The sequence below is a fragment of the Timonella senegalensis JC301 genome, assembly GCF_000312125.1.
GTDB classification, from domain to species: domain Bacteria; phylum Actinomycetota; class Actinomycetes; order Actinomycetales; family Cellulomonadaceae; genus Timonella; species Timonella senegalensis.
This window is the reverse complement of record NZ_HE978644.1, coordinates 209,638-233,104: the sequence shown is the minus strand read 5'-3', so window position 1 is coordinate 233,104 and position 23,467 is coordinate 209,638. Positions and strand designations below refer to the sequence as shown.

General features: G+C 63.3%; 19 protein-coding genes and 1 pseudogene. 5 read left to right on the top strand and 15 right to left on the bottom strand.

The window, feature by feature from the left end:
• Positions 1-309 (top strand): annotated as a pseudogene (locus tag HGSM_RS11760) (cytochrome c biogenesis CcdA family protein); the annotation flags it as partial.
• On the top strand, positions 306-1,499 hold the full coding sequence (locus HGSM_RS13880) for an outer membrane protein assembly factor BamB family protein (RefSeq protein WP_019148967.1): 1,194 nt from the start codon (positions 306-308) through the stop codon (positions 1,497-1,499). The pseudogene HGSM_RS11760 and the gene HGSM_RS13880, both read left to right, overlap by 4 nt.
• Positions 1,500-1,568: 69 nt before the next feature.
• Here HGSM_RS13880 and HGSM_RS11750 read toward each other — a convergent pair whose 3' ends face one another.
• From HGSM_RS11750 to HGSM_RS11715, 8 genes are all read right to left on the bottom strand, one after another.
• Positions 1,569-3,383, bottom strand: coding sequence for an ABC-F family ATP-binding cassette domain-containing protein (locus HGSM_RS11750; protein WP_019148966.1), 1,815 nt, complete (start codon positions 3,381-3,383; stop codon positions 1,569-1,571).
• 78 nt (positions 3,384-3,461) lie between these two features.
• Complete coding sequence (locus HGSM_RS11745) at positions 3,462-4,391, bottom strand: 4-(cytidine 5'-diphospho)-2-C-methyl-D-erythritol kinase (protein WP_040595223.1); 930 nt, start codon at positions 4,389-4,391, stop codon at positions 3,462-3,464.
• Between the two features lie 44 nt (positions 4,392-4,435).
• Positions 4,436-5,308 (bottom strand): 16S rRNA (adenine(1518)-N(6)/adenine(1519)-N(6))-dimethyltransferase RsmA, encoded by an 873-nt coding sequence (gene rsmA, locus HGSM_RS11740; protein WP_019148964.1) that lies wholly within the window; start codon positions 5,306-5,308, stop codon positions 4,436-4,438.
• Positions 5,309-5,524: 216 nt separating this feature from the next.
• Positions 5,525-6,787, bottom strand: coding sequence for a resuscitation-promoting factor (locus tag HGSM_RS11735; protein WP_019148963.1), 1,263 nt, complete (start codon positions 6,785-6,787; stop codon positions 5,525-5,527).
• 420 nt (positions 6,788-7,207) lie between these two features.
• Entirely contained in the window at positions 7,208-8,377 is a 1,170-nt protein-coding gene (locus HGSM_RS11730) for an aggregation-promoting factor C-terminal-like domain-containing protein (protein WP_019148962.1), read from the bottom strand.
• Positions 8,378-8,557: 180 nt separating this feature from the next.
• The gene (locus tag HGSM_RS11725) at positions 8,558-9,472 is read right to left on the bottom strand and encodes a TatD family hydrolase (protein WP_019148961.1); all 915 of its coding nucleotides are present in this window, start codon (positions 9,470-9,472) and stop codon (positions 8,558-8,560) included.
• 168 nt (positions 9,473-9,640) lie between these two features.
• Entirely contained in the window at positions 9,641-11,248 is a 1,608-nt protein-coding gene (gene metG, locus HGSM_RS11720; RefSeq protein WP_019148960.1) for a methionine--tRNA ligase, read from the bottom strand.
• A gap of 50 nt (positions 11,249-11,298) precedes the next feature.
• On the bottom strand, positions 11,299-12,636 hold the full coding sequence (locus HGSM_RS11715; protein WP_081581457.1) for a PQQ-dependent sugar dehydrogenase: 1,338 nt from the start codon (positions 12,634-12,636) through the stop codon (positions 11,299-11,301).
• A gap of 115 nt (positions 12,637-12,751) precedes the next feature.
• Between HGSM_RS11715 and HGSM_RS11710 the strand changes: the two genes are divergently transcribed.
• Positions 12,752-13,339, top strand: a complete 588-nt coding sequence (locus tag HGSM_RS11710; protein WP_019148958.1) for an isochorismatase family protein — start codon at positions 12,752-12,754, stop codon at positions 13,337-13,339.
• A gap of 118 nt (positions 13,340-13,457) precedes the next feature.
• On the opposite strand, the gene rsmI is transcribed toward HGSM_RS11710, so the two are convergent.
• The gene (rsmI, locus tag HGSM_RS11705) at positions 13,458-14,291 is read right to left on the bottom strand and encodes a 16S rRNA (cytidine(1402)-2'-O)-methyltransferase (protein WP_019148957.1); all 834 of its coding nucleotides are present in this window, start codon (positions 14,289-14,291) and stop codon (positions 13,458-13,460) included.
• A gap of 36 nt (positions 14,292-14,327) precedes the next feature.
• Here rsmI and HGSM_RS11700 point away from each other — a divergent pair, with 36 nt between their 5' ends.
• Positions 14,328-16,034: a dolichyl-phosphate-mannose--protein mannosyltransferase gene (locus tag HGSM_RS11700; protein WP_230197544.1), complete on the top strand. Its 1,707-nt coding sequence runs from the start codon at positions 14,328-14,330 to the stop codon at positions 16,032-16,034.
• Positions 16,035-16,049: 15 nt separating this feature from the next.
• Here the strand turns inward: HGSM_RS11700 and HGSM_RS11695 are convergent, their stop codons facing one another.
• The 6 genes from HGSM_RS11695 to HGSM_RS11670 all read right to left on the bottom strand — a co-directional run bounded on the left by HGSM_RS11695 (position 16,050) and on the right by HGSM_RS11670 (position 22,625).
• Positions 16,050-16,592: a hypothetical protein gene (locus HGSM_RS11695; protein WP_019148955.1), complete on the bottom strand. Its 543-nt coding sequence runs from the start codon at positions 16,590-16,592 to the stop codon at positions 16,050-16,052.
• Positions 16,593-16,725: 133 nt separating this feature from the next.
• Positions 16,726-17,721, bottom strand: coding sequence for an EamA family transporter (locus HGSM_RS11690; RefSeq protein ID WP_019148954.1), 996 nt, complete (start codon positions 17,719-17,721; stop codon positions 16,726-16,728).
• A gap of 37 nt (positions 17,722-17,758) precedes the next feature.
• The gene (locus tag HGSM_RS11685) at positions 17,759-19,147 is read right to left on the bottom strand and encodes an aldehyde dehydrogenase family protein (RefSeq protein WP_019148953.1); all 1,389 of its coding nucleotides are present in this window, start codon (positions 19,145-19,147) and stop codon (positions 17,759-17,761) included.
• Positions 19,148-19,359: 212 nt separating this feature from the next.
• Positions 19,360-20,241 (bottom strand): hypothetical protein, encoded by an 882-nt coding sequence (locus HGSM_RS11680; RefSeq protein WP_019148952.1) that lies wholly within the window; start codon positions 20,239-20,241, stop codon positions 19,360-19,362.
• Positions 20,242-20,681: 440 nt separating this feature from the next.
• Positions 20,682-21,311 carry a GNAT family N-acetyltransferase gene (locus tag HGSM_RS11675; protein ID WP_019148951.1) on the bottom strand — a complete coding sequence of 210 codons (630 nt, stop codon included), beginning with the start codon at positions 21,309-21,311 and terminating at the stop codon, positions 20,682-20,684.
• 69 nt (positions 21,312-21,380) lie between these two features.
• The gene (locus HGSM_RS11670) at positions 21,381-22,625 is read right to left on the bottom strand and encodes a molybdopterin molybdotransferase MoeA (RefSeq protein WP_040595137.1); all 1,245 of its coding nucleotides are present in this window, start codon (positions 22,623-22,625) and stop codon (positions 21,381-21,383) included.
• A 148-nt stretch (positions 22,626-22,773) separates the two neighbouring features.
• Here HGSM_RS11670 and HGSM_RS11665 point away from each other — a divergent pair, with 148 nt between their 5' ends.
• Positions 22,774-23,418: a 5-formyltetrahydrofolate cyclo-ligase gene (locus tag HGSM_RS11665; RefSeq protein WP_019148949.1), complete on the top strand. Its 645-nt coding sequence runs from the start codon at positions 22,774-22,776 to the stop codon at positions 23,416-23,418.
• The last annotated feature ends 49 nt before the right edge of the window (positions 23,419-23,467 follow it).

Below are 23,467 nucleotides of genomic sequence, written 5' to 3'. Positions count from 1 at the left end.
GTCCTGCGCGGACGGGCCTTCACGGTGCTTGGCCGCGAACTGCACTCCACATCAGTCATCACAGGACTCCTCATCATGGGCGTCGGTGTGCTGTTCTGGACAACGAACGGACTAGTTGGTGCTCCCGCGCTCGTGCCCATCGAAGCGCAAGCCTGGCTGCAGGAACGCGCTTCACTACTGGCAAACCCGCTCCTCGATATCCTTGCCGTCCTCGTCCTGACCGCACTCGTGCTGTTTGCCTGGGCGAGGCGACAGCGCGCCCGCGGGGAGGCACTGCAGGACACCGAACCCACGGAGCCACAACGATGAAACTGAACAAGTACGTCGCTCTAGCGGTCCTTGCGGCCACGTCGCTCGTGACGGCGGCGTGTGGACCTTCGGAGCCCGAGCCCGAACGCACGCCACAGGTCGTCGAGACTCCCCTATCCCCCGTCGACACGTCGGACTTGTGGTTGCCCACCCAGTTCGATGAGTTGGAGATAGTGGACCCCGGGTGGCAAACCACTCCGCAGTACAGGGATGGCGTTTATCTCGCGGCCGCTGAGCGCGAAGGTCTGCTCGAGTTCACCGCCGTGGATGTATACGGTGCTGTGCTTTGGGCAGTTCAGCGCCCCGCAACTTGCACGGGGTTTGCCCTAACTGTTGACGCTACCGGACGTTCCCTCGCGGTATTGAGCGATGTGGAATCATCCGTAGATGACCTCGTTGCCACCACCGCCTCCGCGTACGACCTCAACACTGGGGAGTTGGTGTGGGGCCCAATTGCTGTGCCTGGTCGCCACATAGGGCCTGGTCTGGTCTATGGTCCGCCACCAGCGGATTTCATGGGTGAGTCTGGTCCCCGGGTGGTCCTTAACCCCACAACCGGGGTGGTCGCAGCTTCAGAGGCTGCGAATGGCGGCGTTCGAGTCATCGGAGAGTATGGCGGAACTGTCCTCTTGGCTGACAAGGACTCTTTGACCGCTAGCGATGCCTCGGACGGTAGCGAGCTGTGGAGCATCCCGCTAGCCAAGAATGGCTGGGAGATGGAGTCCCTCAGCCCCGATTTTGAGTCCTCCCCTGTTGACGGATTCGTGTTCCTGGGGACTTCGGATGCCACCCGCGCACTGGTTGATCTCGACGACGGCACCGTGATCAGCGACTCTGTGCAGGATGCAGCAGTGGACGCCGCAACCGGGTATCTGACTGTTCTCGACGACGCCGGACTGCACTCGTTTGACTCTGAGAACACGCTGCAGCGGTCGGTCTCCGTCAGCGACAACACATCTATTTCCGCAAGCGGTGGTGTGCTTCTGTATCTGCGCGAAGGAGACACCGTCCGGGTACACAACGTTCTGACGGGAGATATCGCCCAGGCCTACGCACCAGGCGGGCATGGCCGGATCATTGTCCCCTCACACATGACTGAAGTCGGCGCTGCGATCCTGCTGGACGGCTCCAAGAGCCTGCTCGCGACTGTTCCGGAGTTCCCCACCTCCACGGAGGAAGGGAACTCCTAGGTTCCTTCTGGCGGAGTGGCTAGGCCGGTGACCTGCCACCCAAAGCACGCCCACGGCCCACCCGAAGAACTAGCCCGCGATTTCGCTGGCCTCCAGCCACTCCATCTCGAGCACGTCGCGTTCCTCGGCGAGCTCGCGCAGTTTCGCGTCTAGCTTTGCTGTGCGCTCGTAGTCCGTGGCGTTCGCGGCCATCTCCGCGTGCAGCTTGGTTTCCTGCTGACCGATCTTGTCCAGCTGGCGCTCGATCCGGTTCAGGTCCTTCTTGGCCGCGCGGATTTCCGCGCTTGAATACTGCGATTCACTTACCGACGATTGTGGCTGGGACCCAGCCCTATCGTCGTTAATCTGTGCGGACGCGTTAGCGGCCCGGGTTTCGGCCTGGGACGCAGCCGAGAGTTTGAGGTATTCGTCCACGCCGCCGGGCAGGTGACGGAAAGCGCCGTTGATCACCGCGTACTGCTGATCAGTGACGCGCTCAAGGAAGTAGCGGTCGTGGGAAACCACGATGAGCGTGCCGGGCCACGTGTCCAGCAGGTCCTCCATGGCCGCGAGCATGTCCGTGTCGAGGTCGTTCGTGGGCTCGTCAAGGATAAGCACGTTGGGCTCGTCCAGCAGGATGAGCAGGAGTTGCAGGCGGCGGCGCTGGCCTCCGGAGAGGTCCTTGACGGGCGTGGCCAGTTGGACGCTCGTGAAGCCGAGGCGCTCGAGCATCTGGCCGGGCGTCATCTCCTTGTCGCCCGACACGTATGTGGTGCGCTTGCGGCCGATCACGTCGGAGACGCGGTCGTTACCGTGTTCGGCGAGTTCTGCGAGCTCCTGCGACAGTGTCGCGACCACCACGGTCTTGCCACGCTTGACGCGGCCCTCGGTGGGTTTGAGTTCACCTGTCACGAGCTTGAGCAGCGTGGACTTGCCGGCGCCGTTGATGCCGAGCACACCCGTGCGCTCGCCCGGGGCAATCCGCCACGTGACGTCGCGGAACACTTGGTGCTCGTCGTAGGAGACGGAGGCGTCGAGGATGTCCACAACGTCCTTGCCCAGGCGGGACGTGGCCATCTGCTTGAGCTCGACCACGTCGCGCGGCGGCGGTTCGTTTGCGATCAGGGAGTTCGCGGCCTCGATGCGGAACTTCGGCTTGGACGTGCGAGCGGGGGCTCCGCGGCGCAGCCACGCGAGCTCCTTGCGCATGAGGTTCTGGCGCTTGGCCTCGGACGCGGCAGCCATGCGGTCGCGCTCCACACGCTGCAGGATGTACGCCGCGTATCCGCCCTCAAAAGGCTCGATGATGCGGTCGTGGACCTCCCACGTCGCGGTACAGATTTCGTCGAGGAACCAACGGTCGTGGGTGACCACGAACAGGCCGCCCTGGTTGGCAGGCCAGCGCTTCTTCAGGTGGCCAGCGAGCCAGGTGATGGCCTCGATGTCGAGGTGGTTGGTGGGCTCGTCGAGTGCGATGACTTCCCAGTCGCCGATCAAAAGTTTGGCCAGGGAAGCGCGGCGGCGCTGCCCACCGGACAGGTCGCCGATCTTCTTGTCCCAGTCCAGGTCCTGCGTGAGGCCCGCAAGGACGTCGCGCACCTTGGGGTCGGACGCCCACATGTACTCGGGCAGGTCGCCTACGATCGCCTCGCGCACGTTGAGTTCGGGGTCCAGGTCGTCAGTCTGGGAGAGCACGCCGAGGCGCACGTCCGCGCGTCTGGTGACGCGACCCGAGTCGGGCTCGAGCGTGCCGGCAAGCATCTTCAAAAGGGAGGACTTGCCGTCGCCGTTGCGGCCGACGATACCAATGCGGTCGCCCTCGTTGATACCGATTGTCACGGAATCAAAAACGACCTTGGTGGGGAACTCGAGGTGCAGCGCCTCAGCGCCAAGTAGGTGTGCCATCGCGGCCCATTGTTTCATGATTGGCCGCGCTGCCCCGAATTGGAGGGCAGTCTCACTGTGCTGGCTGCCCACCAGTTTTCACGCGATATACGCACCCTGGACGGGCCCGTCAGCTACGAGCGCGTCGATACAGACGCCTGCGTCGAGCCAAGACTGGCGCAGGGCTCGGGCGTCCTCGGCAGTGCGCACAAGCGCCGCGATGGTCGGGCCGGAGCCAGACACGAGCACCCCGAGGGCGCCGGCATCGAGTGCATGCGCGATGGTAAGCCGTAGGTCCGGGGCCATGTCGAGCGCGGGGGCTTGCAGGTCGTTGTACAGGTGGCGTCCCAGTTCCTCGGCGTCACCAGCACGCAGGGCCGCGTACAGCCCCTCGTTCTCGGACTCGTCGAGTGGTGCGCCCGCCGGAACTAGGTCGTCAAACCTGCGGAACACGGACGGGGTGGAGAGCCCCTTGGCGCGTAGTGCGAAGGCCCAGTGGTATCCGCCGTGTTCGGCGCCTGCATCGGGCAGAGCCGTCAGGACATCCCCTCGGCCAAACCCCACGGCGGTCCCGCCAAACAGGGAAAACGGCACATCCGCCCCGAGTTCCGCACCGATCTCCAGGAGGCGTTCCTTGGACAGGTTCAGGTTCCACAGCGAGTTGAGGGCCACGAGCGTAGCTGCGGCGTCTGCCGATCCTCCAGCCATCCCGCCCGCCACGGGCACGCCCTTCTTGATGTGCAGGTTGGCACCAGAGTTGGTTCCAGTGTGGGCTTGGAGCGCCCTCGCTGCCTTGGCCACGAGGTTGGTCTCCCCCAAGGGAACAAAGCGGGCACCTGGGCCCTGCACGGTCAGCACAAGTTGGTCATCCAGCCGGGCGCTGGCCACGATCTCTTCCCATGCACCAACGGCCTGGAACACGTTAATGAGCGGGTGGTACCCGGACTCGTCCAGCCCACCCACGCGCAGGGACAGGTTGACCTTTCCTGGCGCACGGGCCGTGACAGTTGCCGGTGAATGGCGTGACATGTCGAGCGGGCTACCCGTTGGCAGGCCGGGCTCAAGCTCAGGGATCACGAGCGGTCCCCGGTTGCAAAGATCTGCTCGGACACGCGCGCAAAGTCCTCCACCGTGAGGGTCTCGCCGCGCGCCGAGGAACTGAGACCTGCGGCCTCGAGGGCGACCTGCGCCGCCGCAGACGAACCGGCAATCCCGGAGAGCGCCTGGCGTAGCGTCTTGCGGCGCTGCGCAAAGGCGGCATCCACCACTGCGAACACCTGCTCGCGCGTGGCCGTGGTTTCGGGTGCCGGGCGGCGCTCCATGTACACCACCGCGGAATCAACGTTGGGGGCAGGCCAGAACACGTTCTTGCCCACCTTCATGCTTCTGGTTGCAGAGCCGTACCAGGCCGCCTTTACGGACGGGACGCCATACACCTTGTTGCCCGGCCCAGCCACAATCCTGTCCGCAACTTCGAGCTGGACCATGACCATGATCGTCTCTAATGAGGGGAAACGCTCCAGGAAGGTGAGCAGGATCGGCACTGAAACGTTGTAGGGGAGGTTCGCCACGAACGCCGTGGGCGCCTCGCCCGGCAGTTCGGTGACCTCGAGCGCGTTGCCGTGCACCACGTCGAGCCGCGCGGCGGACCCCGGGATCCGCGCGTCGGCGGTGGCTGCAAGCTGATCCGCCAGCGGATCATCCAGTTCCACCGCGATGACAGAGCAGCCGGCCTCAAGCAGTCCAAGCGTCAACGAGCCCAGCCCCGGACCCACCTCGACCACGCGCTGCCCTGGCTTCACGCCAGAGTTGCGCACGATTTTGCGCACCGTCCCCGCGTCGTGCAGGAAGTTCTGTCCCTTGGACTTGGTGGGGGTCACGCCAAAGCGCTCGGCGAGTTCGCGAATCTGGGCGGGCCCCAGCAAAGCACCCTGCGTGTCTGTCATGTCAAAAAGCCTAACCAAGTTTCGGCGCGGCGGTGGCCGCTTGCCCGCCAATCGGGCTGTGATTTTTCCGTTTGTCTCGCCGCGCACGCAGTGAGGGTCCGCAACCCTTCGGTTGCGGACCCTCACGTCACACTGATTTTCGACGATCAACTCATGCCCCGCGGGAAACTCATTTCCCGCTGTGGCCCGGCTGCGTCAAAGGTGTCGCGCTGTAGATCAGAGAAGACCCAACTTGCGTGCACATGCTGGCCACTGGCCCCAGCCGGAGCGAGCCTGCAGCTTCTGTGCGAGGCGAGTCTGCTCGCCTGCGGAGGCATCGGATGGAAGTCCACTTCCACCCATCGCGCGCCAGGTTGGCAGCGAGAACTGGTACAGGCCGTAGTAGCCGTTACCCGTGTTGGTGCGTGGGTTTCCGCCCGACTCGCACTGAGCAAGTTTGGCCCAGACGCCGGAGACGTTAGCGGAGCCGCCGGTCGATGGCTTGGACGTTGAGGAGCCAGAGGAACTTGAAGAGGAGCTTGCCACCTTCGGCGGGGCCACAACGACTGGCCGCTCCTTGGTTCCCACGACAACGACCTTGTCCACGGCCTTCTTGGTGACCTCGTCGCTGGTCTTCTTCTTGGACTCAACCTTGCCGTCGATCGTCACGACCTCGTAAGTGCGGGTGCGCTCACCCTTCTTGCCTTCGGTTGCAACGTAGGAAGCCTGGTCCTTGTATCGGTTGGCGTCCTTCTTGGTGACCATCTTGAAGTCGATGTCAGACTTCTTGGTCTTGGTTACGGTCTCTACGCGCTGGACAACCAGGGTGACCATGGTGTCGTCGGCTGCTGCGCCGTCGAGTGCAACCTCAACGGAGTCGCCAGTGGTCGCGCTCTTGTCAGTTGACTTCTCGTCCTCGGCGTTGACGCTCGTCGCGCCGGTTGCCAGGTTCTGGATGGAGACTAGGTCCTCGTCGCCCAGGGTGATGCCCTGTGCCTTAAGAATGTCTTCGACCTCGCCGTGCTGGCCGTCGATGACGGTGTTCTTACCGTCAACGAGGATCGCTACAGGGCCGTCGTGGTTGAGGCGCAGGCCGATGTCCACGCGCTCCTGTCCGAGCGAACGGGAGGCCACGAGCCTCACATTGTCGTCGCCGCGGGCAGCAAAAGTATCTAGGAGTTCTTCAGCGTCAACGGCGGTGGTCTTCAAGACTTCCTGCTCACCGTTGCGGTCGAGGGTTACCTCGCGCTGGTAGCGCACCACGATCTCTCCGCCTTCAGAGAGCGAGGAGCTGGTGCTAGGTGCCACAAGGTCTCCGTCTGCAAGGACGATGCCCTGCTCTTCGAGGAGTCCGGCTACCGAGCCGGAAAAGGTTGTGACTTGGGTGGTTTGACCGTCAATGTCGAGTGCGATGGTCTTGTGGGCGGAGCTGTAAACTCCGGCGCCGATCGCCGCAGATGCTGCGAGACCAGTGACGGCAAGAACGAGGGGCTTCTTCACGTGATTCCAGACGTGGTGCTGTCCGGGCACAAAGCAATGCAGTATTCGGAGTTTCACCGATCTGGCGGGACACGTGGGCGGGGTGCTCGATGCACGTCACTCACACTCAGTTCAAACCCACCTTGCGTGGTCGCAGGGCAGGTGCCTAAAACTGAGGTTTCACGCGTCGGGGTGTGCTCCCCATTGCGTAGTGGCCAACTTCCAGATGCGCTTGCTTCGATCCGGCGGTTCAGTTCTCGACGGTAACGTAAGAATTCCCATGTGCGCTAGGGCAAAAAACCCAACGCACGGTCAAGGGTTGGCAAAATTGAACGGCTCACCGGCGATTTCTAGCCGATTGTTTGTTCGCTCACTGCGCAACCTGATTCGGGTGAATTACGCGGTAAAAAAGCGCATAGCACCCAATACGGCCCGCTCTGCTCAGTACCAGTTCTTTGCCTGGGAGTGCGACCAAGCCCCACACGGCGTACCGTAGCGCCCCTGAATGTACCCCAGACCCCACGTGATCTGGGTCTGAGCATTCGTCCTCCAGTCAGCCCCAGCGGAAGCCATCTTGGAGCCCGGCAGGGACTGTGGAATGCCGTAAGCGCCCGAGGATCCGTTCTGCGCCGTGACCCTCCAGTTACTCTCCTTAGTCCACAGCTTCTCCAGGCAGGAGTACTGGGACTCGTCCCAGCCCTTGGCCGCGACCATAGTCTTGGCCAGAGCCTTAGCCTCAGCTGGCGACAGCACGGAAGTGGCCGGGTTGGCCACGTTCATCGTGCCGATTGCGATGATCTCGTCCTGCGGCTCGGTGAGCACGCTCCGCGCGACAACCACGCGCTGCGATTCCTCACCGTCAAGGGTGGAGAGGTCATATGTGGTCACGGCTCGTCCCACGTGACCCTTTTGGAGCACGACTTTCTGCCCCTTGACCACGCCTGGGTCTTCTCGCTCGATGGTCTTGAACGGCAGAGTTTCCGTGACAGTCTCGGCAGATGAGCCCGAGCGGCTGACTGTGACCTCAATGCCGTCTGCCAAGGCGGTGTCGAGGGAAGGCGAGACAACGTCACCCTCACCCAGGACGACCCCCATGTCGAGAAGAATGTCCCGCACCGTTTCAAACGCGGTCACGCTCTTCATTTCCTGGCCGTCAATTTTGACGGTGACTTCCTTTTGCGTGGAGATGCGCAGCACCGATCGGCCAATGAAATCGCCCCGCGATGCAGAGATCTCAGCCCCCGTCGCTCGGGAACCGAGCTCGTCGAGAATCTCCCCCACGGTCGCGGCTGTGGACGTGATCACCTCACGCTTGCCGTCAATCTCCAGTTCGATCTGCTTGGCCGTGCGCACCACGATGAGATCACCATCGACCACGCGGGTGTGGGCAGCAGGATACACCTGGTCGCCGGAGGCGAGCACAACGTCGGCAGAGCCGAGCGCGTCGCCCACGGTGCGGCCCATGATGGAGACGTCCTGGATGACTCCGTCGACGTCCATGGTCAGGGACTTGTCGAGATTGACGTAAGAGAACGACGCTCCCGCGATGCAAGCAAGCACCACCGCACGCGCGCTCCACGTGGTCGCGCGTGATGGGCGTGAAGACGTCACAGGTTAGCTCCAAAGAATGCGTGTGTGGCGGGCGAATCGTCGGCTGGTTTTTGGCCTAGCCAAGTCAGCCACAGCACACAGATAACGGGTCGCAACTAGCGCCCACTCCCCTACGTTAGCGAACTTTATCGGCCCGGTCACTACCGTTAGGCAGTCCAAACCATCGGATGAAGAAATTGGTCACCAGTCACCGTAAACCGTACGGGTTGTTGCGCTCACTTCGGCGCACACCTGCTCGAGGCTTATGCCCCTCACCTGCGCAATTCCGGCGACCGTGACTGGGATGAGATAGGGCGCATTGGGGCGTCCGCGGTATGGGTGCGGGGTGAGGTAGGGCGCATCTGTTTCGACCATGTAGTGGCTTGCCGGGGTCACCGCGAGCGCCTCACGCAGGTCGGAGTTGCTGCCAAACGTGAGTGGTCCGGCAAAGGACAGGTACCAGCCCTGTTCGGCAGCCTTGAGCGCCATCTCCTTGTCACCGGAGAAGCAGTGGAACACTGTTTTTTCGGGCGCGCCGTCCGCAAGGAGGATATCCATGACTTCCTGGTGCGCCTCGCGGTCGTGGATCTGCAGGGCGAGTCCCAGTTCCTTGGCCAGGGCAATGTGCGCGCGGAACGACTCCTTCTGGGTTGCGAACCCTCTTGGCCCACTGCGGAATAGGTCGAGCCCAGTCTCCCCGATTGCACGGACCTTTGAGTGCGCGCGGGCCAGCGCCTCGATCTCCGTGAGCGCTTCATCGAGTGGTACGTCGTGGCGCGCCTCGTACCGTGGCTCGAGCTCGTCCGGACCCACGTCCGCGGTCCGGGCGTGGAGCGGCGCCTCGTTAGGGTGGATCGCAATTGCGCCGGCAAGTGCCGGGTGCTCCCCAATCATCTTTACGGTTGCCCGCGCGGAATCGAGGTCGCAGCCCACCTGGATCATGCGTGTCACTCCCACGCTCGCGGCCTGCTCTATCACCTGGGTGATCGAGGGCAATTCAACCCCGTCGCGCAGCACGTCCCCGAGCGATTCTAGGTGCGTGTGGTTGTCGGTGATCGTACCCGGCAGAGCGCCGGGCGCTGGCGGCCATGAGTAGTCACGTGGCTTGCGAGCCATGGAAGTCCATCTCCTGTTGGGTGAGAGTGCGAAAGAGCGTGATCGCGGCAGTGCGCCGGGAGTCGGCTTGCGGACATACGGGGCGAGGCGCAAGGCCTATCCCGTTACGGGGTGCCTCGCGCCTCGCGCTCTATGTCATGTCCTGCCTACTGCATCAACCGGAAGCGGTCAGTTGCTGGTGTCCTCGAGGCGCGGGAAGAGAGCCTCGCCCTTGGTCACCGTGGTGCCCGGCTTCAGCTGCCCGAACTCGCCTGCGGTGGCTACTGGCTGGGCGTCAAGCGCACCCAGGTAGTCCTCTGCTCCCAGCGAGTCCCATAGTTTGCCTGCAGCGATCGGCATAACCGGGTTGAGTAGGACGGCGAGTGCGCGAAGGCCCTCTGCTGCCGTCACCAGAATGGTTGCTAGGCGTCCGCCCTGACCAGCCAGGGACTCATCCTTGGCTACCTTCCACGGCTCCTGCTCGGTGATGTATAGGTTGAGAGCATCCACGAGGGTCCACACCGCGTCGATCGCGTGGTTTGGCGAGATCGCATCGATTGCAGCCTCGGCGTCAGCCACAGCCTTGGCCGCGACGTCAGCGATGTGCTGATCCGCATCAGTAAACTCTCCGGCCTGTGGAAGTGCTCCGCCAAAGTATTTGCCCACCATTGCTGCGAGGCGGGAGGCGAGGTTACCCCAACCGTTCGCGAGCGCAGCGTTGTACTGGGCGGCCATGTCCTCCCAGGAGAACGAGCCGTCCTGGCCAAACTGGATGGCGCGCATGAAGTAGTAGCGGAAGGCGTCCGAGCCGAACACGTCAATGATCTGGCTTGGAGCGATTCCGGTGAGCTTGGTCTTGCTCATCTTCTCCCCGCCCACGAGCAGCCAGCCGTGCGCAAAGATGGTCTTGGGTAGTGGCAAATCTGCGGCCATCAGCATTGCCGGCCAGATCACCGCGTGGAAGCGCAGGATGTCCTTGCCCACGAGGTGCACGCTCGCTGGCCAGTACTTCTCAAAGAGTTCTGGAGTGTCCTCGCCATCCACATTCTTCTGCAGCGCGGTCATGTAGTTGAGCAGGGCGTCGAACCATACGTACAGCACGTGCTCGGAGTCCCAGGGAAGTGGGATGCCCCAGTCGAACGTGTTACGCGAGATCGACAGGTCTTGGAGACCCTGCTTCACAAACCCGAGGACCTCGTTGCGTGCGGAGGCCGGCTGGATGAACTCAGGGTGTTCCTCGTAGAACGCCAGAAGCCTGTCCTGGTACTTGCTCATGGCAAAGAAGTAGTTCTGCTCGGAGAGCATCTCTACCGGGTAGCCGTGGATGGGGCAAACCTTCTGGCCCTCGTGCTCACCGGTGCCGTCAAGCAACTCGCCAGCCTGCTTGTACTCCTCGCAGCCCACGCAGTAGGGGCCCTCGTAGGAGCCAGCATAGATATCGCCCTGGTCGTGGAGCTTGGAGATGAACTCCTGCACGGCGGACTCGTGGCGTGGCTGGGTGGTACGGATGAAGTCGTCGTTCTTGGCGTTCAGTGTGTTGAGCACCGGTACCCAGGCCTCATCCACGAGCTTGTCTGCCCACTGCTGCGGGGTGACGCCGTTGGACTCGGCCGTGCGCATGACCTTCTGCCCGTGCTCGTCAGTTCCGGTGAGGAACCAGACGTCTTCCTGGCGCTGGCGGTGCCAGCGGGTGAGCATGTCCGCCGCCACAGTCGTGTACGCGTGCCCGATGTGGGGTGCGTCATTGACGTAGTAGATCGGCGTGGTCAGGTAGAAGGAGTTCTTTGCGTCGGCCATGGGATCCATCTTATTCGCTCAAACGGATGGTTCGTCCACGTTATTCAGTTTCAGGGCGTGATCTTGTAGGTGACTATCCGATCGGGCGCTTTGAGCATTGCGGTACGGGCCTTGGTGGCCGCCTGCGCGTCCTTCTCGGCGTCCGTGTCCGGTGTGGTCCCGCCTGTGGGGGTCTCTGGTGGCAACAGGTCGTACGGGGTCTTGGCAGTGTGTACTGACCTCGTCGCGCTGTTGGCAGTCAGCACTGCCACGTCACCGCTGTACGCAACCGCGATCGCACCCAGCCGGCCGTTGGCACCAATCTCAAGGGACTGCACTTGGCCGAGGCCCGCAGTTGTGAGTTGGTAGCGCCACATGCGCTCGCCCGAGTAGGACGCCACGTAGATACCCTCGCCCGTCACCGCGACCCCGGAGGGGTCAACCGCGTGCGAGTCCGTGCGCAGCCACGAGATCGCCGGGTCCGTATAGCCGGCGGCTTCGCCTCCGGTCCCCTCGATGTCCGGCCAGCCGTAGTTGTGGCCCGCTTGGATGACGTTCAGTTCGTCGGCATAGTCCGCACCCGGCTCTACCGCGAGCATGACGCCGTCAGCGGACCAGGTAAAGCCGGTCACGTTTCTGTGCCCTGCACTCCACATTAACGACGATGTGAGCGGGTTGGTCGCAGGGTAGGACCCATCTGCGCCAAGCCTGATGATCTTTCCAGCAAGTGACTCGAGGTCGCCGGCGAGTCGTGGTTTCCCGGCATCGCCGATGCTCGCGTAGAGGTATCCGTCGCTGCCAAACCCGAGCGCGCCGCCGTTGCGTCCCGCGCCTGCGGGGAGGTTATCCACGATGACCGTGGATTCCCAGAGGCGGTTCCCCGAGTAGTGCAGGCGATAGATGCGTGACGTCGTACCGTTTGAGGCAAAGGCGTAAATGTAGCCGTCCTCGGAGTACTGGGGCGAGACTGCAATCCCGTACAGGCCGGCCTCGTCAGGGCTGGGCTCGCTGTCCGCGTCCTTCTCTTCCTGCTCACCCGACGTCGCGGGAGCCTCAACCTGTGGCGGGTTGAAGACGAACGAGCGGACATCATCGAGTGCGGGACCGCTGAGTTCAGTGTTTCCCGAGGCCGCCACCTGCGTCACCGTAACGGCGGAACGCGAGGTCACCAGCCACGAGCCATCGGGAAGCTGCGTGGCTCCCCACGGGTCCTTCAGCCCCACGGGCTCCGAGGCGATCCGTGTGAGGGTGACACCCGCGGGGGACGCCGAGTAGTCGCTCGTCTCGGGTCCCTGCGTGCCCCACGTGGCAATGGGAACCAGACCGCACACGCACGCGAGAGCCGCCACATGAAGCCACGTGCGCCGCTTTGTAGTCCTGCGAAGAGTGTTTGAATGCGTGTCTGCCACGAATCCAACCTTAGTCGCCCACTAACGGACGCGGGGAATGGTCCATCACTTCCCGCCGACTCGTCCGTGAGTGATATCAGGTGGAAGTTTCCTTGATAATGGATAGATTTGAGTCATGTCGAACTCACCTGCCCGACGGGCCTTGATCGTAGTTGATGTCCAACCCACCTTCTGCGAGGGTGGAGCGCTGGGCGTTGAGGGCGGAAACGCCGTGGCAGAACGTATCGCGGAGTTTGCGCGCGTACACCGCAATGAGTACACGCTCATCGCGACCACACAGGACTGGCATATCTCGCCCGGCAGCCACTTCTCCGAGACCCCGGACTTTGTGGACACGTGGCCTCCCCACGGGGTCGCAGGAACCGACGAGGCCGAGCTGCACCCTGCACTTGCGGACCTCGCCCCTGACGTGAGCGTGAAAAAGGGTCAGTACGCGGCCGCCTACTCGGGCTTCGAAGGAACCACCTCGCACGGCCAGTTCCTCGCCGAGGTCCTTGACGACTCCGCTATCACCGACGTGGACATCGTTGGGATCGCCGAGTCCCACTGCGTGAAGGCCACCGCGCTGGACGCACACGAGCTCGGCATGAACGTGCGCGTGTTCAGCGACCTCACCGTCCCGGTGTCCGAGGACCAGGGCGTGACGGCTCGCGAGGAGATGACAGCCGTGGGCGTCTCACTCGAGCAGAGCACGAACGCCTGATCCACCCCGAGCAAAACTTCTGAACTTCTGAACTTCTGAACCTAGACGAATCGCGGCTCCCATGTGGGGCCGCGATTCGTGTTTTTGCAGTTGAACGGCGCGTAGCCGGGCGCATAGCCTACTTGGCCGCGAGCGCCGCCGCGTACAGTTCCCGCTTGGAGTAGCCGGCTGCCGTAGCAACCTCGGCTACCGCCGACTTGAGTCGGTCGCCCTGGGCCACCCGGGCGAGGACTTCCTCCACGAGGGTTTCTAGGGAAACCTCAACTCCGCCCACAGCACCCTCTATAACGATCGCGATCTCGCCGCGGAGCTGTTCCGCGGCCGCAACCTGCGCTAGCTCGGCGAGGTTTCCGCGGATGACCTGCTCGTACGTCTTGGTGAGCTCGCGGCACACGGCAGCGCGCCGGTCTGCGCCGAGCTCCGCTGCCATCGCGTCGAGTGTTGCACTGATTCGGTGCGGGGACTCAAAGAACACCATCGTGCGCTGCTCGAGTTTGAGCGCAGCGAGCGCGCGGGCCAGTTCCCCGGGCTTGCGTGGTGGGAAGCCTTCAAACGTGAAGCGGTCTGTGGGCAGGCCTGAAAGAGCGAGCGCGGTGAGGACGGCGCTTGGACCTGGCGCCGCGGTAACCGTGAGCCCGCGCTCGATTGCTCGCGTGACCACCCGGTACCCGGGGTCGGATACCGATGGCATTCCCGCGTCGGTCACGAGAACCACGTCGCCGCCACCCTCGACCACGTCGAGGAGGTCGTCCGACTTGTCTACCTCGTTGTGCTCGTGGAAGGAGATCACCTTGCCGCCCACGGAAATTCCCATACGCTGGGCCAGCGCGTATAGCCGGCGCGTGTCCTCGGCCGCGATCACTGGCGCATGCTCCAAGAGGTCACGAAGCCGAATCGAGGCATCGTCCGTGTTACCGATGGGTGTAGCTGCGAGAATCAGGCGACCGTTCATACGTATAACCATGCCACGTGACCTAGTATGGTCGGCGTGGGAGAAACGACAAATCCAGATAACTCCGTCACAGTCGACCCCAATCAGGGCAACGCGGAGGGCTTAGACACCACCCTCGCAGTGGACGTCCCCAACCCGTCCTCCCCCGAACCCTCCACCTACGATCGCCTCATGCTCGCGCTGTTTTCCGCGCGGCAGCTAGCTCTCGATGCCACTCGATCGTCGCGGATGTGGGGCTGGCTGGGACCGCTCCTCGTTGCGGTGGTCGGAGGCTTCCTCCGCTTCATCCGCCTAGGGACGCCTGACACGCTCGTGTTTGACGAGACCTACTACGTCAAGGGCGCCTACACGCTCCTGCGCAATGGCTACGAGAACGACTGGCCGGATGAACCAAACGACGCGTGGAACGCTGGTGATCTCGACGTCTACCTCTCCAAGGCCGATTACGTAGTCCACCCGCCGTTGGGCAAATGGATGATCGCGTTCGGCATGTGGATCGGCGACCCGCACAACCCCTTCTTCTGGCGCTTCTCCACCGCCCTGGTCTCGGTCATAGCGATCTTCCTGACCGCCTGGGTCATCCGTAAGATGACTGGTTCGACCCTCGCTGGCGTTGCTGCGGGCGGCTTGTTCGCCATCGATGGTGTCGCCATCGTGCATGCCCGCACGGGCCTGCTCGACTCGTTCCTGATGTTCTGGGTCCTCATTGCCTTTGTGCTGCTGGTGCAGGACCGATTCTGGCGCCGGAAACGGCTGGCACGGATCGTCGCGGCGCGCCTCGATTCCGGCCTCGCGCTGTCTCATTGGGGCCCCAAACTGGGCTGGAGTTGGTGGCGTTTCGCGGCAGCACTCGCGCTCGGTCTGTCCTGCGGCATCAAGTGGTCAGGCCTGTACTTTGTGGCGGCTTTCTGTGTCATGGCAGTGCTGTGGGACGCGGGCGCCCGCAAGGCCGTGGGCGTGCAGGGTTGGCTCGTGGGCACCTTCTGGCGCGAGGCTGTCCCCTCCGCCCTCATCATGCTTCCCACCGCACTCGTGGGCTACCTCGCGGCGTGGTCCTCGTGGTTCCTCAACACCAACTCGTATGGGCGGCTGTGGCACGAGAAGAACCCCGGAGCTTACTGGGAGTGGCTCCCCACGTTCCTGACCGACAAGCTTGAGGTCCTGCGGTCATTCCTGCACTATCACCAGTCCATGATGACGTTCCACACGGGCCTGTCCTCCGAGCACTCGTACGAGGCTCCCGCATGGGGCTGGCTATTCCAGCTCCGTCCAACCTCGTTCTTCTGGGACAAGTTCGCAAGCGGTGAAGGTGGCTGTGAATCATCGCAGTGCGCGTCCGCTGTCACCTCGCTCGGTAACCCACTGATCTGGTGGCTCGCCACGCTGGCGTTCGTGTACCTGTTCTACCGGGTGTTCCGTCACGCTGACTGGATCGCCGGCGGCATCGTCATGGGCATCATCGCGGGTTGGGTGCCGTGGTTGTTCTTCCCCGATCGCACGATCTTCACGTTCTACGTGATCGCCTTTGCACCGTTCATGTACATGGCGCTTGCCTACGTGGGATTCCTTGCGTGGGAGAAGTGGTCGGTCGTTGCCTCCAAGCGCCAAACCGTAACGGGCGTTCTGGCCGGTCTCAGCCTCGTCATCGTGGCCGTATCCGTGTTCTTCTACCCGATCTGGACCGCGATGCTGGTGCCGTACCGCTTCTGGCAAATCCACATGTGGTTGACCAGCTGGATCTAGTCCGCCGAGTTCCGCCTAGGCGAATCCCTTGAGCGTGGCCTTCCAAAAGTCGCGCCAATCGTCCCTCTCCTCAAGGCTCGAAAGGTCTGCGTGCTGGATCGCCATCGTCACCTTCTCGGGGGACTTGGCGTTGATTGTGCCGTTGACCTTGGAGCCGTTGACCAGGGTGCACCGCCAGTAGCGCCACTTTTCAGTTGCGCTCGTGGACGGCGCCCTATCCAGAGGCACCCCATTGAGGTCCGAGGGCTCACCCATGTACGCGGACCACCGTTCGAGGACCTCGTCCATCGTTCCGGGTACTGTCTTGCTCGCATTCGCCGCGAACGCGCCGTCGTGGGTCTGTCCGACAACCCGCAGCCCGCGGTCCTGCTCGTACGCAATTGCCACCGCCTGCGCCCACCAGCCGGCTGACGCGATGTCCGCGATCGCCTCGGTGGTGATCGCCGCGATCGCAGTGTGGTTCAGCTGCGCTGCCCCACGTTCGTCCAGCAGCGCGCACCATGCCTCGCCCGACGTGCCTGTTGCCTTCTCAATTGCGTCCCAGCTCATCTGCGCCATGCGGCAACCCTACCCAGATTCTCGACGATCTTGCACCCGTTCCAGCGCACCCTGCGCTGGGAGCAGGACCGGCTGCGCGGGGCCAGCATGCCGGAAGTGGGCGTCAGACGGGACTCAACTCGATCGTCGAAAATCAGTTAGAAGCGGGTTTCGCGTGACCGCCACTGATCCACACGAGCAGCGCGCCAGCGGCTGCGACCACGACGATTCCGGCGAGCGAGTACGACGAGATGGTTTGGCCCATCACGAGCCAGCCGATCACGAGGCCCATGACCGGGTCGATCGAGAACAGCGTTCCGATCACGCGGCCGGAGGTCACGCGGGCGGCGAGGGTGTCCATGCCGTAGCCGATCACCGCACCGCAGATGCCGGAGATCGCGAGCCAACCCAGGTGAGTGGCCGTGACGTCACCGGCGCGCGCAATCCCGAAGGGCAGTAGTAGGAGCGCAGCAAACGCGACCGAGAGCGCGAGGTTCCCCATGCCACCGCCGGACTTGCCCACCTTCTCGGCGAACACGGTGTACACGGCAAAGCTCAGCGCGGCCATGGATGCGAACGCGATACCCGCAAGGTTGGCGTCCCCGCTCGGGCCCGCAATGAGGGCCACGCCTCCCAGCGCGAGCAGCGCACAGAGGCCCTCCCACATTCTGCGAGATGCAAGAAGCGCAACGGCGCAGGGTCCCAGGAACTCGATCGTGACAGCGATCCCCAGGGGCATGCGTTCGACAGCGGCAAACAGCGAGAGGTTCATAAGTGCCATTGACCCGCCGTACACCGCGATGCCGATCCAGTCCGTGCGGGTCAGACCGCGCAGCCGCGGGCAGAAGACCACGAGCAGCACGACCGCCGCAATGAGCATTCGCCCGGCGCTCGCTGCGGGCGTGCCGAGGTCCTCAAACACCTTGGACGCCGCAAACGAGGACAGCTGAATGCTCAGGGATCCAAACGCCACGAGCCCGGCGGCGATGAGAACGCCCCGGCGGGTGACGCCCGGATTGGAAGGATCACTGCTCGCACCCGTCGCGGTGCGCGCCGAGACGGCGGTTGAATCGAGCGCAGGGACAAGTGCTGGATCGCTTGCTGAGTCGACGGATGGGGGTGGAGTCTGTGTTGCCAATTCTGCTGCCATTTCGGCCCAATACTATCGCCAAAAATGGGCGGCAACTTTAGCCGAGCAGTCTGCGGACAATCCCCAACTTCTTTGGGCTGAACGGAGGGTAGACCAGCGCCATTGTGTCGGGCACCATCGGCTTGGACACCACCGACTTCTCGTGGGAGAAGATCTCGATCGACCGCTTACCGTGGTATGCGCCCATGCCCGATTCGCCTACCCCACCGAACGGAAGGTCAGGGATGGCAAGGTGCGCCACAGGAAGCCCGAAGCCCAGTGCCCCGGACGACGTGTCGCGCAGGAAGCGCTGGCGCACATCCTTGCGGTTGGTGAACACGTAGAGCGCGAGTGGCTTGTCCCCCGCGTTGATGAAGTCGATTGCGTCGTCCACGCTATAGACCGGAATGATCGGCAGGATCGGGCCAAAAATCTCCTGGCCCATCACGGGCGCCGTGCGTTGAGTACCAAGTAGAACGGTCGGCTCAATGAAGAGGTCACCACGGCTGCTCGAGCCGCCGTGCGCAACCGCACCGTTGCCGGCGGACTCATCCATGAGCCCCACGAGTCGGTCAAAGTGATTCTCGTTGACGATCCGGCCGTACTGATCGTTGGACTGGACGTTGGTGCCGTACATCGCTGTGATCGCTGCGCTGACCTTGCTCGCGAGCTCCTGTGCAATGGACTCAGACGCGAGCACGTAATCGGGAGCCACGCAGGTCTGGCCGGCGTTCACGAACTTGCCCCACGCCAGGCGCTTGGCAACTGCGTCAAGGTCGGCGGTTTCGTCCACGTAGGTGGGCGACTTCCCGCCAAGCTCAAGCGTGACGGGCGTCAGGTTCTTGGCGGCCGCAGCCATCACGATCCGCGCTACTCGGCCGTTGCCCGTGTAGAAGATGTGGTCGAACTTCTCTTCCAGCAACGCGGTGGTCTCCTCCACAGCGCCCTCGACCACTCGGATTGCACGGGTGTCTAGGTAGCGTGGAACCAGCGTGGCAATCAGTGTGGAGGTGCGCGGAGCTAACTCACTCGGCTTAAGAATGACGGAGTTTCCCGCGGCAATCGCACCCACGAGCGGGCCCAGAAGGAGCTGAACCGGATAGTTCCACGGCGCGATGATGAGAGCGACGCCGAGCGGTTCCAGGATTGTGTACGCGTTTGCGGGAAGCACGGCGATAGAAGGCTTTACAGGCTTGGGCGCTAGCCACCGGCCGAGGTGCGAGAGCGTGTTCGAGATCTCGCCACGCACGATCGAGATCTCAGTGGTGTAGGCCTCCGAAGGGTGCTTGCCCAGGTCATCGCGCAGAGCACCGGTGATCGCCTGCTCGTTCTCCACCAGGAGCCTGTCGAGCGCCTTGAGCTGGCTCTTGCGCCACTTACTCGGCTTAGTGAGCCCCTTGGCGAACGCCTCGCGGACCTCGGTTACGCACGTGGAAATGTCAGACATTCTTCCTCCTGGGGGCACAGCAGCGCGGCGGGGGCGCGCAGATGGCGGGTCAATTGACCGACCCTGTGGTACATCCTAGGGGGTTACGCCGACATTGGATATGGATCAACTAGGTCGAGGCTGGGGAGCAGTCCCGAGCGCGGCGCTGGGCGGAATGCTTGGGAGTGCTGGAACTCAGTGCCGAATGCCGGCGCTGGAATGCAGGGACGGAGTCAGACCGCGCGACGGCGTGCGAGGACCGAGTTCAGCGAGACTCCCAGTGAGTCCGGGGTCTGCTCGGAGACCGCTGGAGCGGCGTCGTCGGATAGGTCCTGCTCACCGCGAGCGGCGGACTCCCGTGCGATCTGTTCCATGCGGGCCTTGGTGATCTGCTGAAGCTCAGTTGTGATGCCCGCAGGCTCCCAGCGTGGCGCAGCGGCCTTAGCCGCGTACACAGGTGGGGGCACCGGAGTCGACGTCCAAGCGCGTGCAGGTGACTGCGCGCCGGCAGCCATAGCCGGTGAGGCCGTGGTGGCTGTGGCGGCCGCGGAAGGAACCGCAGGTGTTGCTTCAGTTGCCGGTGAGAGCGCAGAGATAGTGGAGGCAGCCGACGGCTTGGACACCGATGCGCGTGCACGAACCGGCGCATTTGGGCGGGCGGTACCTTGCTGGACGTCCTTGGCTACTGGCCGGCCGGTGACGTGCTTCTTGGCAAACATCGAGGCCTCAACGCGCGAGATCACCGTGGTTGAGATGTCCTCGCTGATGGTGCGCTGCTCGCCCGTGCGGACGGCAGGTACTGGACGACCTGCGAGTCGGCGTTCGGTGGGGGTCATTTCCCGCTGCGGATAGTTCCGGCGCGCTGCGCGTTCAGCGCGTGCAGCGTCAGCCCGCTCCTGTGCGATCACGGCCCGGCGACCCAGCACCATGACGGTTCCCGTCAGCGTGGCAGGTATAAGTGCCCACGCAGCGCTCATGGCAGTGGACAGCCCAACAACAAGCAGGATGATCGTTGCGGTGATCAGGCCAAGGGTCAGGATGGCTCGGCGGCGTGCGGCAGCGGCGCGTTCGGCGAGCAAGGCACGGCGTGCGGGGCTCATGGTGCTACCTGACATCGTTCCTCCTTGCCTGGCGGTAAGCTGTGGCCTACTTTCCATTCCCAGCGGCGGAGTAAGAATCGCCGAGGAACTGGAAGGTTCGCTTCGTTGTGAAGATGCCTTGCCCGAGGAATCGTCCGTGCACACTGCAAGCACTCGAAGTTCTCCCGAGAACCGGTCTTCGGCCCGAGAATCCTTCATATACTGGCGGCGCCGAAGCGTGTTCGGCACGAGAAAGGCAACCCACAGCCCGACAATCGCAAGAATGCCAATGGCTACGGGTGAGTTCACAATCATGACGTTATGCCAGCACTATCTGCGAAAAGGGGATGTTTTTCGGTGTGTCGCCAAACCAAATGACATTAGTGTAAGCAGTTCACCCTTGGCAACTACCCATCTACCTGCGCAAACTCCCCATGCTGAAACCTGGACAAGGGTGGCCAATCGGATGTAGCTACCTATCGCGAGCGCCAGCGTGCCATGATGCCGTCGCCGACTTCTTCCTGGGTTATCGCAAAGGATCTGTGGTCCGCCCATTCTCCATTGATGTGGAGGTATCCCTTGCGCAGGCCCTCGTACCGTATGCCCAGCTTTTCAACAACCCGGAGGCTCGGCCCGTTCTCGGGGCGGATGTTGATCTCGACCCGGTGGAGCCGGAGTACCTGGAACGCATAGTCAAGGACCATTGCCACGGCGGTTGGGGTGACACCGCGTCCCGCAACCGAACGCGAGACCCAGTAACCAATCACACCTGAGCGCAGAGAGCCCATCGAGATGCTCCCCAGCGAGATCTGGCCGCAGAATTCCCCATCTAGGAACATGGCAAACATGTAGCCCTCGCCCGAACGCGCCGCGCGACCTAGTGCGGAAATGTACTGGGAGTAGGTTGTTCCCGCAGGGCGCGGCTCCCCCGCAACCAGCGGAAGAGTTGCGTCCCAGGGCGCGAGCCATTCCCGATTTTCCCGGCGCACCCTGGTCCACGCATCCGCGTCGGAACGTTTGAGTGGTCTCAGGATCAGGGTCCCAAACGGCGGCTCTTCCCACGCGTCTTCACGCAGCGTGACTGGCCAGTGCGACGCACCGAACATGGGACCTCCCTCCTCGTTGTGCCGAGAGGCATAACCTCAGCAGCACCACAGACCTCACTTCAGCACAACTTAGTCGTCAAGGATCAAGCAGTGCAAGGAGGATCCGATGGAGACCTCCGTGACGTCCTCGGGGACCACTGCCAGGGCGTTCGCGTTGGCGAGCGCACCCATGGTGAGCGTCTGGGACTGCGCGGGATCGGATGTGGCAAAGAACTGGTATCCCTCGTCGGGGCTGCCCGTCACCTGCACGGGGATGAACTGGCGCACTCCAGAAGGCGAGTTCCAGCGCTGCGTGGAGGTGGCGGGAATCGACGCCCTGTAGAGGTCCGAGTATCCGGCCATCGCGCGGAGCATGGGTCGAACGAATACCTCAAAGCCGATCTGGGCCGCGGCCGGCTGGCCGGGAAGCGCGTAGAGCGGAATCATCCTGCCGTCTTCCTCGATAAAACCTCCGCTCGCAAGCATCCCGTAGCCCTGGTTCATGCCCGGGTGCATCGCCACGTGGTCGAACCGGACCTCACCGAGTGGGCTGAGGACGTCACGCAGGGTATCGCCCTCTCCCTCAGAGAGCCCGCCGGTAGTAATGATGACGTCCGCGCGGACGAGCTGGTCCTCGAGCGCCTCCCGCAGTTCGGCGTTGGAATCTGTGACCGGGTGGACCTGGATTGCCACTGCACCAACGTCCCGGACCGCGGTGCGCAGTGACGGGCCGTTCGCGTCAAACACCCCAGGCTTGTTGGAGCCCGGCTGGACCAGCTCATCGCCAACGGGGACAATCACCACGCGCGGCGCGGGGTGCACCTTGATGCGCTGGAATCCGAGGCTGGCCGCGAGCGCGAGCTGGCGCGCGCCAAGTCGCGTTCCAGCTTCCAGCGCGGTCGCGCCCTGTGGCACGTCCGATCCTGCCTGGTAGACGTTCTCCCCCGGAACCACGCCGGCGAACACGTTAACGCGCGCGAGCCCTCGGTCCGTCTGTGAGAGCGGAACGATTGCGTCCGCCCCAATGGGTAGAGGTACACCGGATGAAACCCTGATGGTCTGGAAATCGACGATCCGGAAGGGCTCTGCGGTCTGATCGGCCACAGCGTGCGCAACGGGAAGTGTTGCGGGGGCGGCACGTGTGGCACCCTGCGTGTCCTGGCTGCGGACTGCGTATCCGTCACAGGCGGCGATTGCCCGGGGCGGCACGTTCTCCGTGACCACGATGTCTGCGGCGAGAATGCAACCTGCCGCATCGGTGAGGACCACTTCGAGGGGTGGCACCTGACTGACCATCGAGAGAACACTTGCCAGTTGTTGCTGAACGGATTTCATGCCGACCTAATGCTTGCGAGGGTGTGGGGCGGGACGGGTGCCCGTGCCAACTCAGGCTAAACCAGATTGCCGCGCTCTTCGCGGACCTTTGACGTCACAGACTAGTTTTCGACCACACCATGGCAATTTCTTTGAGATACTTTTAACTATGAGTGGCAAAAACCAGCCCTTCCCTGTGGAAGAGTTCAGCGAAATTGAAGACCTCAAGTCGGCCCTGCGGGCTGCGATCCGCGAGACCCGGGCGCAGCGCAGTGAACGTCTCCGCAAAGAAGCGGGTCAGGACATAGCAACCACCGTCTTGACGATCCCAGCGGTGAAGGAGGCACGCGTTGTCGCGGCCTACACCTCCCGCGCAAACGAGCCATCAACATACGCCCTCTTGGAGTACCTGAAGGCACTGGGCAAGACGGTCCTGCTTCCGGTTCTGGGCGCTGGACTTCAGCGCGACTGGGCGGAGTTCATCAGCGTGGAGGATCTCCAGCAGCGTGCTCCTGGCCGACCGTCGGAGCCGTCCTCCCCTACGCTTGGCCCGGAGGCGCTGTCAGCTGCGGATGCCATCATCGTTCCAGCGCTCGCGATCGACTCCACCGGTACTCGCCTCGGGCAGGGCGGCGGCTGGTATGACCGCGCGCTTCTGCACGCCCGCGAGGACGCCTTGACGATTGGCGTGATCTTTCCCGAGGAGTTCTATCCCGCGACCTCGCACCAGTTGCCGCGTGAGGACCACGACCTCCCCATCGATGCAGTGGCAACCACCACAAGTTGGCGAATGCTCCCGTCCGAAGGACTATGATTGGCACTCGGGGCAACTGAGTGCCAACGCCGGTTGCCTGATGTCATCG